Origin of the sequence: Kitasatospora sp. NPDC048365 (assembly GCF_043200835.1) — a bacterium.
GTDB classification, from domain to species: domain Bacteria; phylum Actinomycetota; class Actinomycetes; order Streptomycetales; family Streptomycetaceae; genus Kitasatospora; species Kitasatospora terrestris.
This window is the reverse complement of record NZ_JBICYJ010000002.1, coordinates 158878-173754: the sequence shown is the minus strand read 5'-3', so window position 1 is coordinate 173754 and position 14877 is coordinate 158878. Positions and strand designations below refer to the sequence as shown.

Sequence of the window (14877 nt, the reverse complement as noted above, 5' to 3'; positions counted from 1 at the left end):
GGCCGGCCGTCCCTGGCAGGCCACTCGGAGTACGGGGGATCCGCCGGCGGCGGATCCGGGTCGGGCGGGGGAGCGGAGGGGGATCAGAGCGGGCGGGAGGCGAGCTCCTGCGCGGCGCGCTTGCAGGCGAGCGCGATCTGGTCCTCGTTGACGGTGGTGAGGGTGCCGTTCTCGACGACGGCGTTGCCGTTGACGAAGAGCGCGGCGAGCGGCGGCAGGGCGCCGAGGGTGAGGGCGGCGACCGGGTCGGCGATCGAGGAGTGCATGATGCCGTCGATCTTCCACAGGGCGAGGTCGGCGAGCTTGCCGGTCTCGATGGAGCCGATCTCGTTGTGCCGGCCGAGGACGCGGGCGCCGCCCATGGTGCCCAGGCGCAGGGCCTGACGGCCGGTCAGGGCGGTGGGGTAGCCGTGCAGGCGGTTGATCAGGAGGGCGTTGCGCAGTTCGGTGCCGAGCTCACCGGACTCGTTGGAGGCGGTGCCGTCGACGCCGAGGCCGACCGGCACACCCGCACGGAGCATGTCGGGGACGCGGGCGATGCCGGCCGCGAGGCGGGCGTTGGAGGACGGGCAGTGCGCGACACCCGTACCCGTCTCGGCGAACTTGGCGATGTCGGAGTCGTTCATGTGGACGCAGTGCGCCATCCACACGTCCTCGCCGAGCCAGCCGGTGGACTCGAAGTAGTCGGTCGGGCCCATGCCGAAGAGCTGCTTGCAGAACTCCTCCTCCTCGGCGGTCTCCGAGCCGTGGGTGTGCAGGCGCACGCCCTTGCGGCGGGCGAGCACGGCGGACTCCCGCAGCAGCTCGGTGGAGACGGAGAACGGGGAGCACGGCGCGATGGCCACGTGCAGCATCGAGCCGAAGGAGGGGTCGTGCCACTTGTCGACGGCCGCCTCGGAGGCGATCAGGATGTCCTCGGTCTTCTCGACCGCGTGGTCCGGCGGCAGGCCGCCATCCTTCTTGGAGCGGTCCATCGAGCCGCGCAGCGCGGTGAAGCGCATGCCGAGCTGCTGGACGGCCTCGATGGAGGCGCCGAGCACGTCGCCGCCGCCCTGCGGGAAGACGTAGTGGTGGTCGGAGGCGGTGGTGCAGCCGGACTTGAGCAGCGCGGCGGCGGAGCCGAGCGAGGCGGCGTGCACCAGCTTGTCGTCGATCTGGGCCCAGGTCGGGTAGAGGGCGACCAGCCAGTCGAAGAGGATGTTGTCCTGGGCCAGGCCGCGGGTGATCCACTGGTAGAAGTGGTGGTGGGTGTTGACCAGGCCGGGGGTGACCAGGTGGCCCTCGCCGTTGATCCGGCGCACCACGTTGTCCAGCCACGCGGGGGCGGGGCCGTCGCCGACCGACTCGATCGTGTTGCCGAGGATGACGACGTGGCCGCGGGCGTACTCGGTGTCGTTGGCGTCGACCGTGGCGACGGCGACGTTCTCGATCACGATCCGCTGGTCGGCGGGTGGGGGCTGGACTGCCATGGTTGGACTCCAATGGGGGAGGGTGTGCGGCGGGCGCCGACGTGGTGGAACAGCAGGTTGAGCAGGACGGCTGCCAGGCAGCCGGCCGAGATGCCGGAGTGCATCAGGGTCCGTACGGCCTCCGGGAAGGCGTCGTAGAAGGTGGGGGCGGCGATCGGGACGATGCCTACCCCGAGCGACACCGACACCAGGACGGTGTTCCCGCCGGACTCCATCCCCGCCTCGGCGAGGGTGCGTATGCCGCTGGCGGCGACCGTGCCGAAGAGCACGATCCCCGCGCCGCCGAGGACCGGCTGCGGCACCAGGGACACCAGCGACCCGAGGACCGGGAAGAGGCCCAGCAGGATCAGGATGCCTCCGCCCGCCGCCACCACGTAGCGGCTGCGGATCTTCGTGAGCGCCACCAGTCCGATGTTCTGGGCGAAGGCGCTGCAGGCGAAGCCGTTGAGCACCGGGCTGAGCGCGGTGGCCAGCCCGTCGGCCCGCAGACCGGCGGCCAGGGTGGGCTCGTCGGCCTCGCGGTCCACGATCCGTCCGAGCGCCAGCATGTCGGCGGTGGACTCGGTCATCGAGACCACCATGACGATGCACAGCGAGACGATCGCCGCGGCGTCGAAGATCGGCGCCCCGAAGTGGAAGGGGGAGGGGAGCGCGAAGACCGCGGCGTCCTGGACGGCACCGAAGTTCGCGAGCCCCAGCGGGAAGGCGGCGGCGGTGCCGATCGCCAGCCCGACGAGCAGGGAGAGCTGCTGCCAGAAGCCGCGCAGCAGCCGGTTGCAGAGCACCACCGCGACCAGGGTGAGCGCGGCGAGGCCGATGGCCCGGACGGAGCCGTAGCCGGGTGCGGACGGGTTGCCGCCGCGCGCCCAGTTGACCGCGACCGGGAGCAGGGACACCCCGATGAGGGTGATCACGGTGCCCTGGACGACCGGGGGGAAGAACCGGATGAGCTTGCAGAAGTACGGCGCCGCGAGGAGGCACAGGGTTCCCGCGACGATCACCGCGCCGAAGATCACCGGGAGGGCGTCCTTCGGGCCGTGCTCCTTGGCGATCGCCAGCATCGGGGCGACGCCGGCGAACGACACGCCGTTGACGAACGGCAGCCGGGCGCCGATCTTCCAGAACCCCAGGGTCTGGAGGAGGGTGGCCAGTCCCGCGGTGAACAGGCTGGCCGAGATCAGCAGGGCGAGTTCGCCGGGCGTGAGCCCGACGCCGGCGCCGACGATGAGCGGGGGCGCGACCACGCCCGCGTACATCGCGGCGACGTGCTGCAGCCCGGTGCCGAAGAGCTTCAGCGGGGGCAGCACCTCGTCCACGGGGTGGACCTCGCGGCCGGACGGTGCGTCAGGGAGGCTGGGTGACTGGCCGTCCGGCAGCGAGGGCCGGTCAGGGTGGGTACCGCCGTCGGTACGGGTGGAGCGGAAATCCATGTCGAGCCCCTCAGTTGTGCTCGTGGGCTCCGGCGCGCCCGTGGCGCTGGAGAGTCCCGAGGGCGGGACGGCGGTGCAAGGGTCCCTCGGGCCGCTTCTCCAGGTCCCCGGGCCGGGTCGCCGAAGGCGAGCGCGGTCTCCGGTGGGTGGGGGTGGAGAAGGTAGGGCGGGGAGGTCGTCAGGCGACCGGGATGACCGGTACGACGCCCTCGCGGTGCACGGTGCCCTCGATCAGGCCGTACATCCGGTCGGCCGCGTAGTAGACCTCGTTCTCGTTCTTGAGGCCGAAGGGCTCCAGGTCGACCAGGAAGTGGTGCTTGTTGGGGAGTTCCAGGCGGACCTCGTCCACCTCGGCCCGGTTGTTCAGCACCCGGGTGCCCATCGCGTGCAGGGTCTGCTGCAGCGAGTAGGAGTAGGTCTCCGCGAAGGCCTCCAGCATGTGGCGCTTCACGTGGTTGTACGAGCGGTTCCAGTTGGGCTGGGCCTCGTTGTCGCGGCCGTTGAAGCCGTACTTCCAACGGGCCGTCACCTGGGTGGCCAGGATGCGGTCGTACGCCTCCTGGAGGGTGGTGTACTTGTCCTTGATGTAGCCCCAGAACTCGGAGTTCGTGGAGTTCATCACGATCAGGTCCTTGAGGCCCGAGATAACCTGGACGTTCTCGCCGTCGTAGACGATCTCGCAGGTGCGGGTCTCCTGGCCGGTGCGGACGAAGGAGTGGCCCACCTCGTCGGCGCCGATGAAGCGGGCCGAGGAGTCCGGCGTCTTGATCCGGTCCCAGGCGTACTCCTCGATCCGGATCCGGGCGCTGTGCACGACGCCGCGCTCGGTGTCGTCGACGAAGTGGCGCGCCAGGGTGATGCCGAAGGCCTCGGCCGACTCGATCCCGTACTCCTTGGCGAAGGCGTACACGGTGTTCTTGGTGGTGTCGGTGGGCAGGCAGTTGGCGTTGGAGCCGGTGAGGTGGACGTCCTCGAACTCGCCCTGGAGGGAGACCGAGACGTTGAGGTCCTTGATCTCGTGGCGGGTGGAGTCGCGGTAGATCCGGACGATGCGGTTCTCCGCCTTGCCGTACTGGTTCTGACCGAGCACGTGGGCCATGACGTGGCTCCTAAGCGTTGAGGTCGGTCTACTAGCTTCCGCGGTAGACCGAGTAGCCGAACGGGTTGAGCAGCAACGGCACGTGGTAGTGGTGCTGCGCGGGCGCGACCGTGAAGACGATCGAGACCTCGGGGAAGAACGGCGTCTCGTCGGACGTGGCCGCGTAGTAGGCGGCGGTGTCGAAGAGCAGCCGGACGACCGAGCCCGCCTCCACGGCCGGCAGGTCCTTGGCCCGGCCGTCGGAGTCCGTGGCGGAGGTGCCGAGCACCTTCCAGCCACCCTCGGTGTGCAGTGCGAGCTCGACCGGGACGCCCTCGGCGGGGCGGCCGACGCTGGTGTCGAGCACGTGCGTGGAGATGCCAGTCATGGGTGGTGATGACCTTAACTGTGGCAGGGAATGACGGTCCGTCGAGTCGGGTCAGGACTCGCCGAGCAGTCGGTCGATCCGAATGTCGTTGATCTTGCGCAGCTCCCCGCGGACGATCTCCGCCTCGGTGGCGGCGTCGTGGGGGAAGCGCTCGCGGAGCGAGGCGAGCATGGTGGCCGCGGTGCGGCCGGTCGCGCAGATCAGGAACACGTGGCCGAACTTCGCCTCGTAGGCGGCATTGGCCTCGTGCAGCTCGTCGAGCAGGGCGGTGTCCGCCCCCTGGATGCCGGACTGCTCGCGCTCGGAGGTGGCGTCGCCGGTCTTCGGCTTGCCGATCCGGGCGTGGCCGGCCATGGCGTCGGCCAGGTCCTGGACGGTCAGCCCGGCCATCGCCTTCGCGTTGGCGTCGAGCAGCGCGTCACGGTCGGACCAGGGCCGGCTCGCCGCGACGGCGGCAGCCCAGGCAGGGCTGGAGCAGATCTCCAGCAGGGTCTCCTGCAGCTCTGCGGCGGGAGTCGCCGCGAGAGCGTCAAGAGTGTCGGGATGCTTGGTCACGGGTGGACCTCCTAAGAGTGGTGCCACCCGGAAAAGCTAGATCGACCACCCCAGGTCGTCAACACTTTGTTGAACTGTTGGTGGTTACGTTTTGCGCCGGGGCCCGTTCCGGCCCCGTGTCGTGTGCGATTCGCCAAGTGTGCCCCGGCTCGTGGCCGGTACAGACTGGGCGAAGCCGGACAGGCGGGGCGTCAGCCCTTCTCCTGCCGGTTGAGGTAGTTGTACACGGTGAACCGGCTGACGCCCAGCGCCGACGCGACCGTCTCCACCCCGTGGCGGACGGTGAAGGCGCCGCGTTCCTCCAGGAGGGCGACCACCCGCTGCTTCTCGGCGCGGTCCAGCTCGGCGAGCGGGCGGCCGTCGAACTGGCGGGCCATCTCGGCGAGCAGGCGGTCGAGGGCGCTGCTCAGGTGGGGCAGCCGTACGGCCACCGCCGGCGCGCCGTCCCACTCCAGGACGATGTCCTCGGCCCGGGCCTCGGCGGGCTCGACCGCGGTCGCGCCGACCGCGTCCAGCAGCGGCTTTATCGCCGCTGTGAGCGGGTGTTCCAGGGCGTTGCTCACTGCGTACCCACTCCTTCCGGGGTCTGGTGCCGGCCGTCCTCGCCCTCGGCGAGAACGCTGACCTGGACCGAGATCCGGGTGGCACCGGCGTCCAGGGTCTCCCGCAGCAGGCGGGTGACCGCGGCCAGCGCCTGCTCGGCCTCGCCCTCCGCGCTGGTGCCGAACGGGCCCACGGAGACCGCGAGGCCCGCCTCGTCCACGACGCGGCGCGCGGCCTTGGCGTGGTCCGGGAAGCTGTCCAGCTCGAACGGCTCTGTCGTGAACTCAACCATCAATCGCACCTGCTCACTGTAGCGAGGGCGCTGGTCGATCAAACAGTCGACCGGGGGTCTGGCCGGAAGGCTTCGGCGGCTTCAACAAATTGTTGCGATGCGCTTGACACTCCGTCCGGGAGCGGGACAAGCTTCCACCAAGCAAAATCGCTCTTCCGAATCGTGGAAGTTGCGGATAGGAAGAGAGCGAGAGGTGACCGACGTGACCGCTGCGGCCAAGCACAGCTTCACGATCAACCTGTCCATCCTGTTCACCGAGCTTCCGCTCCTGGAGCGACCGGCCGCCGCGGCCGCCGCCGGCTTCACCGCCGCCGAGCTGTGGTGGCCCTTCGGTGAGAACCACACCCCCTCGCAGGCCGAGCTGGACGAGCTCCGCAAGGCCTTCACCGACGCGGGCGTGCAGCTCACCGGCATCAACTTCGTCGACGACCTCACCAAGGGCGCCCGCGGCACCGTCTCGCTGCCCGCCGAGCGCGAGCGCTTCCGCGAGAACATCCCGGTCACCGTGGGCCTCGCCGAGTCGCTCGGCACCAAGGCGGTCAACGCCCTCTACGGCAACCGGGTGGCCGGCGTCGACCCGGCCGTGCAGGACGAGCTGGCGCTGGAGAACCTCGCGCTCGCCGCCCAGGCCGCCCACGCGGCCGGCGCCGTCCTGCTGATCGAGGCCCTCAACAAGGTCGAGTCCCCGGACTACCCGCTGGTCAGTGCGGAGGCCGCGGTCGCGGTGGTGGACAAGGTCAACGCCGCCACCGGCCTCGGCAACGCCAAGTTCCTCTGCGACCTCTACCACCTGGCGCGCAACGGCGAGGACCTCGCCGCGGTGATCGACGCCTACGCCGACCGCTTCGGCCACGTGCAGATCGCCGACGTCCCGGCCCGCAACGAGCCCGGCACCGGCGAGCTGGACTTCGAGGACCTCTTCGCCCGCCTCTCGGCCGCCGGCTACACCGGCCGGATCGGCCTCGAGTACAAGCCGTCGAACGGCGTCAGCGCCGACAGCTTCGGGTGGCTCCCGCGCGAGCTCCGCGCCGCCAAGTAAGCGCCACCCGCACCACCCTCCCCGCTTCTCACGTAGTTAAGGATCACCGCGATGAGCCGCAAGATCGCCTTCATCGGCCTCGGCATCATGGGCAAGCCCATGGCCATCAACCTGGTCAAGGCCGGCCACCACGTCACCGGCTTCAACCTGGAGCAGTCCGCCATCGACGCGCTGGTCGCGGCCGGCGGCCACGGCGCCGGCTCGATCGCCGACGCGGTGAAGGACGCCGAGGTCGTCATCACCATGGTCCCCGCCGACCCGCACGTGGAGCAGGTCATCCTCGGCGAGGGCGGCGTGCTGGAGAACGTGAAGGCCGGCACCCTCGTCGTCGACATGTCCAGCATCACCCCGCAGACCTCGCAGAAGGTCGCCGCCGCGGCCGCCCCCAAGGGCGTGCGCACCCTGGACGCCCCGGTCTCCGGCGGCGAGGCCGGCGCGATCGAGGCCGTCCTGTCGATCATGGTGGGTGGCGAGGCCGCCGACTTCGCCGAGGCCAAGCCGCTGCTCGACGCGCTCGGCACCACGGTGATCCACGTCGGCCCGTCCGGCGCCGGCCAGACCGTGAAGGCCGCCAACCAGCTGATCGTCGCGGTCAACATCCAGGTGCTCGCCGAGGCCGTGGTGTTCCTGGAGAACGCCGGCGTGGACCTCGCCGCCGCCCTGGACGTGCTCGGCGGCGGCCTGGCCGGCTCGACCGTGCTGAACCGCAAGAAGGGCAACATGCTGAACCGCGAGTTCGCTCCCGGCTTCCGCATCGACCTGCACCACAAGGACATGGGCATCGTCACCGACGCCGCCCGCGCCGTGGGTGCCGCCCTCCCGCTGGGCGCGCTCGTCGCCCAGCTGGTCGCCTCCGCCCGCGCCAACGGCGACGGCTCGCTCGACCACTCCGCGCTGCTGCGCGGCGTCGAGCGCCTGTCCGGCCGCGAGGTCAAGTAACAGGCTCCCCCTGGTGGCGTGTACCTGTCCGGTCGTGCCCGCGCCACCAGGGGGCTCAATTCCCCCTCCCTGCCGAGGGGAGCCCCTCGTACGTCGGAAGCGGGACGAGGGGAACGGCAGGGAGGGGCACCACCCGCCCCACCGGCCCCGCGAAGCAGCAAGAAAGGCGCACGTCTCATGACCGACACCCCCACGCAGGGCCATGTGGTCGTTGCTCCCGACAAGTTCAAGGGGACGCTGGAGGGCGCCGAGGTCGCCGCGCGGATCGCCGCCGGCATCCGGCGCGCCGCGCCCGGCGCGGAGGTCCGGGAACTGCCCGTCGCCGACGGCGGCGAGGGCACCCTCGCGGCGGCACTCGCCGCGGGCTTCACCCGCGTCCCGGTCAAGGTCGCCGGCCCCACCGGCCTCCCGGTGGACGCCGCCCTCGCGCTGCGCGAGGACACCGCCGTGGTCGAGCTCGCCCAGGCCTCCGGCCTGGCCCGGCTCCCCGGCGGCCGCACCGCCCCGCTCGCGGCCGGCTCGTACGGCGTCGGCCAGCTGATCGCCAAGGCGGTCAGGCTCGGCGCCACCCGGATCGTGCTCGGCCTCGGCGGCAGCGCCTGCACCGACGGGGGCGCGGGCATGGTCCAGGCGCTCGGCGTCGGCCTGTACGACTCCGACGGCGCCGAACTCGCCCCCGGCGGGGCGGCCCTGCGCCGCCTGGACCGGATCGACCTCGGCTCGCTCGCCGACGGGCTCGGCGGGGTGCGGATCGTGGTGGCCTGCGACGTGGACAACCCGCTGCTCGGCACCCGCGGCGCCACCGCCGTGTACGGGCCGCAGAAGGGCGCCGGCCCCGAGGACCTGCCGGTCCTGGAGGAGGGCCTGACCCGCTGGGCCGACGCGGTGCACGCGGTGACCGGCCAGGACTACCGCAACGCCCCCGGCGCCGGGGCGGCAGGAGGCGTCGGCTTCGCCGCGCTGGCCCTGCTGGGCGCCACCATGCGACCCGGCATCGAGCTGCTGCTCGAACTGCTGGGTTTCGACGAGGCTGTGCGTGGGGCGCGTCTCGTCGTGACCGGCGAGGGATGCCTGGACGCGCAGACGCTCCACGGCAAGGCCCCCGCCGGCGTCGCCGCGGCGGCCACCCGGGCGGGGGTTCGGGTGGCCGCAGTGGCGGGGAGGCTGGAACTGTCGGAGGACGAGTGGCGCACGGCGGGCTTCACCGCGGCGCTCGCGCTCACCGATCTGGCCGAGCAGCCGGGCGATTCGATGACGAGGGCAGCCGAGTTGGCAGAAGTCGCGGGGGAGCGGCTGGCGGCCGAGCTGCTGGCGCATTGAGGCCGCCCGGCCGCTTGTGGATTCCTACATTGACGTTTTGTTGAAGGCGGGCCTAGGCTCCGAGCAATCCTTCGGCACCCCCCGCATTCCTGAGTTCGGAGGTCCCCTCATGCCCATCGGCGACACCGCGGTCATCCGCTCCCGCCGGGTGGTCCTGCCGGACGGCGAGCGTCCCGCCGATGTGCTGGTCCAGGGCGGGCGGATCGAGCAGATCGCCGCCCACGGCTCGCTGCTGGCCGGCGACCGGCACCTGACCGACCTCGGCGACACCGTCCTGCTGCCCGGCCTGGTCGACACCCACGTGCACGTCAACGAGCCCGGCCGGACCGAGTGGGAGGGCTTCGCCACCGCCACCCGGGCCGCCGCCGCCGGCGGCGTCACCACGATCATCGACATGCCGCTCAACTCCGTCCCGCCGACCACCACGGTCGACGGCCTGGAGGCCAAGCGGAAGACCGCCGAGGGCCAGGCCTGGGTCGACCTCGGCTTCTGGGGCGGCGCCGTCCCCGGCAACACCGGCGACCTCGAACCGCTGCACCGCGCGGGCGTGTTCGGCTTCAAGTCCTTCCTGGCGCCTTCCGGCGTGGACGAGTTCCCGCACCTGGCGACCGCGCAGGACCTGGAGTCCGTGCTCGCCGAGCAGGCCCGGATCGGCGCGCTCGCCATCATCCACGCCGAGGACCCGGCGGTCCTGGACGCCGCCCCGCAGGTCCCCGGCACGCACTACCGCGACTTCCTCAACTCCCGCCCGGACGACGCCGAGGCCGCCGCCGTCGCGCACCTGCTCGACACCGCCCGCCGGACCGGCGCCCGGGTGCACATCCTGCACGTCTCCTCCGCCGCCGTCCTGCCGCTGCTGCGCCAGGCCCGCGCGGACGGCGTCCGGGTGACCGCCGAGACCTGCCCGCACTACCTCACCCTCGCGGCCGAGGAGGTGCCGGACGGCGACACCGCCTTCAAGTGCTGCCCGCCGATCCGCGACGAGTCCAACCGCGACCTGCTCTGGCAGGCGCTCGCGGACGGCGAGTTCATCGCCGTGGTCTCCGACCACTCGCCGTCCACCCCGGACCTGAAGCTGCTCCGGCGCCACGGCGGCAGCGGCGACTTCGCCGCCGCCTGGGGCGGCATCGCCTCCCTGCAGCTCGGCCTGCCGGCGATCTGGACCGAGGCCCGCCGCCGCGGCCACGACCTGACCGACGTGGTCCGCTGGATGTCCTCCGGCCCGGCCTCGCTGGTCGGCCTCACCGGCACCAAGGGCGCCATCGCCGTCGGCAACGACGCCGACCTGGTCGCCTTCGACCCGGACGCGGAGTTCGCGGTGCACGCCGAGGAGCTGCACCACAAGAACCCGGTCACCCCGTACGCCGGCCGCACCCTGACCGGCGTGGTCCGTACCACCTGGCTGCGCGGCCGCGTCGTCGACACCGACGCCGAGCCGTTCGGCCGTCAGATCACCCGTTCTTAAGGAGACTTCGTTGAGCACCCCGAGCGCTCCGTTCACCGAGCTGGTCAACCTGGCCTCCCGCCTGCTGGGCGCGGGCATCGTCGGCACCAACGAGGACACCTTCGCGGACGCCGAGAACCTGCTGGTCGCCAAGCCGGCCGAGTTCCGCGCGCACACCTTCGGCCACAAGGGCCAGATCATGGACGGCTGGGAGTCCCGCCGCCGCCGCGGCGCCTGTGCCGAGCAGCCGCACCCCACCGACGAGGACCACGACTGGGCGATCGTCCGGCTCGGCGTGGCCGGCGTGATCCGCGGAGTGGTGGTCGACACCGCGCACTTCACCGGCAACTACCCGGAGACCGGCTCCGTCCAGGGCGCCTCCGTCCCCGGCCACCCCTCGCCCGCCGAGGTCGAGGCCGCCGAGTGGACCGACCTGGTGCCGCGCACCGCCCTCCAGGGCAACACCGCCCACGAGTTCGCGGTCGACAACGACACCCGGTTCACCCACGTCCGGCTCAACATCTGGCCGGACGGCGGCGTCGCCCGCCTGCGGGTGCACGGCGAGGTCCGCCCCGACCCGCGCGAGCTCGACGGCCTCACCTTCGACCTCGCCGCGCAGGAGTACGGCGGCGTCGCCGAGGCCGCCTCGGACCGCTACTTCTCCTCCCCGCACAACCTGAACGCTCCCGGCCGCGCCACCGTCATGGGCGAGGGCTGGGAGACCCGGCGTCGGCGCGACAAGGCCAACGACTGGGTACAGATCGCCCTGGCCGGGGGCGGCGAGGTCCTGGCCGCCGAGGTGGACACCACCCACTTCGTCGCCAACGCCCCCGGCTGGGCCGACCTGGTCGGCTACGACGCGAGTGCCGGCGGCGACCCCTCCGCCGACCCGGACGGCTGGTTCGAGCTCCTGCCCCGCACCCGCCTGCAGCCCGACACCCGCCACCGCCTCCGGCTGAACGCCGGCCGCCCGGTCACCCACGTCCGGATCAACGTCTACCCGGACGGCGGCCTGGCCCGCCTGCGCCTCACCGGCAGGCTCACCGAGGCCGGCCGAGCCGCGCTCGCGCTGCGCTGGTTCAACGCGCTCCCGGCCGCCGAGGCCGACGCCGCCCTCGCCGAGGCCGGTCTGACCGCGGCCGAGGCCGCCGCCCTCACCGCCGCCCGCCCGCTCGCGGACGCCGCCGCGACCACCACCGCCGTCGCCGCCCTCCAGCCCACCGACGGCCCCGACGGCGAGCACACCTCCCGCCGCCGCGCCGCCATCTGGCGCCTGCTCGGTATCTGAGCCCGGACCGGAAGCGCGCCAACCCTCCCGTTTTCCGTACTGAAGGACCGCACATGCCCAAGACCCTGACCACCGAGTCCGGCGCGCCCGTCGCCGACAACCAGAACTCCGCCTCGGCCGGCGAGTACGGCCCGCTGCTGATCCAGGACCAGCAGCTGCTGGAGAAGCTCGCCCGCTTCAACCGCGAGCGCATCCCGGAGCGTGTGGTGCACGCCCGCGGCTCCGGCGCGTACGGCTACTTCGAGGTCACCGACGAGGTCTCGCAGTACACCAAGGCGGCCTTCCTGGGCGAGGTCGGCAAGCGCACCGAGCTGTTCCTGCGCTTCTCCACCGTGGCCGGCGCGCTCGGCTCCTCGGACGCGGTGCGCGACCCGCGCGGCTTCGCGGTGAAGTTCTACACCGAGGACGGCAACTACGACCTCGTCGGCAACAACACCCCGGTGTTCTTCATCAAGGACCCGATCAAGTTCCCGGACTTCATCCACTCGCAGAAGCGCGACCCGTACACGGGCATCCAGGAGGCCGACAACGTCTGGGACTTCTGGTCCCACTCGCCGGCGTCCACCCACCAGATCACCTGGCTGTTCGGCGACCGCGGCATCCCCGCGTCGTACCGCCACATGAACGGCTACGGCTCGCACACCTACCAGTGGGTCAACGAGCAGGGCGACGCGTTCTGGGTGAAGTACCACTTCAAGACCAACCAGGGCATCCGCTCGCTGGACGGCACCCAGTCCGCCGAGGTGCTCGGCGCCGACGCCGACTCGCACCAGCGCGACCTGCACCAGGCGATCGAGCGCGGCGTGTTCCCGTCCTGGACCCTGTACGTGCAGCTGATGCCGGTCGCCGAGGCGGCGGACTACCGCTTCAACCCGTTCGACCTGACCAAGGTGTGGCCGCACGCGGACTACCCGCTGATCAAGGTCGGCCGCCTGGTGCTGAACAAGAACCCGGAGAACGTGTTCGCCGAGGTCGAGCAGTCGGCCTTCTCGCCGAACAACTTCGTGCCCGGCATCGGCCCGTCCCCGGACAAGATGCTCCAGGGCCGCCTGTTCGCCTACGCGGACGCCCAGCGCTACCGCCTCGGCGTCAACCACACCCAGCTGCCGGTGAACGCGCCGCGCGCCACCGAGGCCGCCAACTACGGCCAGGACGGCTTCAACGCGCTCAACAAGAACGGCCGCAACAAGAACTACGAGCCCAACTCGTACGACGGCCCGGCGCAGACCGACGACGCTCTCGCCGCTCCGTCCGCCGTCGCGGGCTTCACCGGCACCTACACCACGCCGCTGCACTCCAAGGACGACGACTTCGTCCAGGCCGGCGAGCTCTACCGCCTGATGTCCGAGGGCGAGAAGGGCCGTCTGATCGGCAACATCGCCGGCTTCCTCGCCCAGGTCACCCGCGAGGACGTCATCGAGAAGAACCTGGCGCACTTCCGCGCCGCCGACGAGGAGTACGGCGCCCGGCTGACCGCCGCCGTCGCCAAGCTCCGCGCGGGCGACGACAACTGACCGTCACCTGACGTCATCCGAACCAACCCTCACCGGCCGCCGGGGCACGAAACCCGGCGTCCGGCGGGCCCCTCCCCCTGGGCAGTGGGGAGGGGCCCGTTGGCGTTCCCGGCCCTACCGCCGGCTGACCCGGTCCCGGAGAGCGGTCAGCTCCGCCAGTTCCCGGGCGAGGAAGTCGGCCCGCGCCGACGGGGCGGCGGTCGGCTCCTCGCGCCGGCCGTCGGCCGTCCCGTGGAACGGCGAGCGGACCACGGCGGCGGACTGCTCGGTGGGCGGCAGCGGCTCGGCGCCGCGCAGTTGCAGCAGGTCGGCGACGAAGCAGGTCACCGCGCCGTCGGCGTCGCGTCCGATCCACACCGGGTAGTTGCCGTCGCCGGAGGTGAGGCAGGCGATCAGGTTGGCGCCGCTGACCGGGTCGGCCAGGTCGGGGTACGTGCGGGGCTCGTCGATCAGGAACGACCACGGGTGCTCCAGGGCGGCGGCGCCGAGCTCCTCCAGGGCGGGCCGGGCGGCGGCGTCCGCGAAGGCCAGGGTGGCGGTGTCCACGCCGGCGCCGTGGAACTCGTCCTCGCCGAGCAGCCTGGCGTCCTGGCCGGGCAGCAGGGCGAGCTCCCAGGACGCGGCCGGCCGGTCGCTGATCCGCAGCAGGGCGGCGGCTCCGGAGGACCATCGCTCGCCGTCCCGTTGGACCAGTCCGAGGGAGAGCGGGTACGCGCCCGGTGGGGCGGTCACGGTGTACGGCTCGGCCTTCTCGTCGAGGAATCCCGGGTCGCCGACGACCAGGGCGCCGGTGGGCAGCCGCAGCGTCCCCATCGGCTCGGGCTCGACGACGGTCACCGCCGGCTCGTCCGGGACGGCGAACCGGCTGCCGGGGGTGAACAGCGCCTCCAGCCAGTTCGGCCGCAGCGCCCGGGGTGCGGCCCAGCCGGGCCCGTCGGCGGGCATCCCGGCCTCCTCGACGACGACCGGGGCGGGTGCCCCGGCGGCGAGGCCGAGCATCGGCCCGTCCACGTACGCCGTCCACCGCCCGAACGGGGCCTTGGCCGCGACCAGGTGCTCGGGCGGCACGGACCCGGAGGTGTGGAAGGAACCGTCGCCGGTCAGCTGCAGCGCGCTGCGGCCTTCGAGGTCCGCGGTCAGCTCGAAGAACCTCCCGTCCTCAAAATCCTCCGGCTCCTCCGGCTCGGTGTCCGTCTCGTACAGCCACTCCCGGAAGCGCCGCAGGTGCAGCCGGCCGGGCTCCAACTGGCGGTACTCGTAGATCCGGTGACGGCGGGCCCGGTGGTCGAACAGGAAGACCCCCAGGTAGCCCTCGCTCCAGTCGACCTGGAACAGGGCCGCGGCCTGCCCGCCCCGGCTCAGCACCGCCGCGTACGGCAGCCCCGTCGCGTCCCGCTCGCGGGCCTCGCGCTCGGTCAGGGCGCCGTACGGCGCGCGCCGTTCGGGATCCCACCCCTCGCAGTGGCGGACTTCCGGGGTGCCGTCGGGTGCCGCGGCCATGCCGCCCTCCTCGGTGGTGTTCCGTGAACCAACGGGCGCCACCGTAGCGGGCACCCCCGACAGCCCGATGGCTGGCAT

At 72.2% G+C, this 14877-nt stretch carries 14 protein-coding genes; 6 read left to right on the top strand and 8 right to left on the bottom strand.

The genetic code is table 11. The annotated features are described in order from the left end of the window. Positions 1 to 83 precede the first annotated feature (83 nt). The 7 genes from ACGFX4_RS02565 to ACGFX4_RS02535 all read right to left on the bottom strand — a co-directional run bounded on the left by ACGFX4_RS02565 (position 84) and on the right by ACGFX4_RS02535 (position 5755). Positions 84 to 1469, bottom strand: a complete 1386-nt coding sequence (locus ACGFX4_RS02565; protein WP_393069584.1) for an 8-oxoguanine deaminase — start codon at positions 1467 to 1469, stop codon at positions 84 to 86. Further along, positions 1430 to 2899, bottom strand: a complete 1470-nt coding sequence (locus tag ACGFX4_RS02560; protein WP_393069582.1) for a nucleobase:cation symporter-2 family protein — start codon at positions 2897 to 2899, stop codon at positions 1430 to 1432. Before ACGFX4_RS02560 ends, ACGFX4_RS02565 begins: the two co-directional genes overlap by 40 nt. 178 nt (positions 2900 to 3077) lie before the next feature. Continuing rightward, positions 3078 to 3998 (bottom strand): factor-independent urate hydroxylase, encoded by a 921-nt coding sequence (gene pucL / locus ACGFX4_RS02555; RefSeq protein ID WP_393069580.1) that lies wholly within the window; start codon positions 3996 to 3998, stop codon positions 3078 to 3080. A gap of 31 nt (positions 3999 to 4029) precedes the next feature. Beyond that, the gene (uraH, locus tag ACGFX4_RS02550; protein WP_393069579.1) at positions 4030 to 4365 is read right to left on the bottom strand and encodes a hydroxyisourate hydrolase; all 336 of its coding nucleotides are present in this window, start codon (positions 4363 to 4365) and stop codon (positions 4030 to 4032) included. A 51-nt stretch (positions 4366 to 4416) separates the two neighbouring features. Further along, positions 4417 to 4920 carry a 2-oxo-4-hydroxy-4-carboxy-5-ureidoimidazoline decarboxylase gene (uraD, locus tag ACGFX4_RS02545; protein WP_393069577.1) on the bottom strand — a complete coding sequence of 168 codons (504 nt, stop codon included), beginning with the start codon at positions 4918 to 4920 and terminating at the stop codon, positions 4417 to 4419. Between the two features lie 191 nt (positions 4921 to 5111). Then, entirely contained in the window at positions 5112 to 5483 is a 372-nt protein-coding gene (locus tag ACGFX4_RS02540) for a helix-turn-helix domain-containing protein (protein ID WP_393069576.1), read from the bottom strand. Further along, positions 5480 to 5755, bottom strand: coding sequence for a thiamine-binding protein (locus tag ACGFX4_RS02535; RefSeq protein ID WP_393069574.1), 276 nt, complete (start codon positions 5753 to 5755; stop codon positions 5480 to 5482). Before ACGFX4_RS02535 ends, ACGFX4_RS02540 begins: the two co-directional genes overlap by 4 nt. A 193-nt stretch (positions 5756 to 5948) precedes the next feature. On the opposite strand from ACGFX4_RS02535, the gene ACGFX4_RS02530 reads away from it, so the two are divergent. The 6 genes from ACGFX4_RS02530 (at position 5949) to ACGFX4_RS02505 (ending at position 13299) form a co-directional block, all read left to right on the top strand. Continuing rightward, the gene (locus tag ACGFX4_RS02530; protein ID WP_393069573.1) at positions 5949 to 6794 is read left to right on the top strand and encodes a TIM barrel protein; all 846 of its coding nucleotides are present in this window, start codon (positions 5949 to 5951) and stop codon (positions 6792 to 6794) included. A gap of 51 nt (positions 6795 to 6845) precedes the next feature. Further along, complete coding sequence (locus tag ACGFX4_RS02525) at positions 6846 to 7733, top strand: 2-hydroxy-3-oxopropionate reductase (protein WP_393069572.1); 888 nt, start codon at positions 6846 to 6848, stop codon at positions 7731 to 7733. A gap of 177 nt (positions 7734 to 7910) precedes the next feature. After that, on the top strand, positions 7911 to 9053 hold the full coding sequence (locus ACGFX4_RS02520) for a glycerate kinase (RefSeq protein WP_393069570.1): 1143 nt from the start codon (positions 7911 to 7913) through the stop codon (positions 9051 to 9053). Between the two features lie 109 nt (positions 9054 to 9162). Further along, complete coding sequence (gene allB, locus ACGFX4_RS02515) at positions 9163 to 10518, top strand: allantoinase AllB (RefSeq protein WP_393069569.1); 1356 nt, start codon at positions 9163 to 9165, stop codon at positions 10516 to 10518. Between the two features lie 10 nt (positions 10519 to 10528). After that, positions 10529 to 11785: an allantoicase gene (gene alc, locus ACGFX4_RS02510; RefSeq protein ID WP_393069567.1), complete on the top strand. Its 1257-nt coding sequence runs from the start codon at positions 10529 to 10531 to the stop codon at positions 11783 to 11785. A 53-nt stretch (positions 11786 to 11838) separates the two neighbouring features. Continuing rightward, positions 11839 to 13299, top strand: a complete 1461-nt coding sequence (locus ACGFX4_RS02505) for a catalase (protein WP_393069565.1) — start codon at positions 11839 to 11841, stop codon at positions 13297 to 13299. 114 nt (positions 13300 to 13413) lie between these two features. Here the strand turns inward: ACGFX4_RS02505 and ACGFX4_RS02500 are convergent, their stop codons facing one another. Further along, a complete protein-coding gene (locus tag ACGFX4_RS02500; protein WP_393069564.1) occupies positions 13414 to 14799 on the bottom strand; it encodes a DUF4241 domain-containing protein in 1386 nt (461 codons plus the stop codon). Positions 14800 to 14877 lie beyond the last annotated feature (78 nt).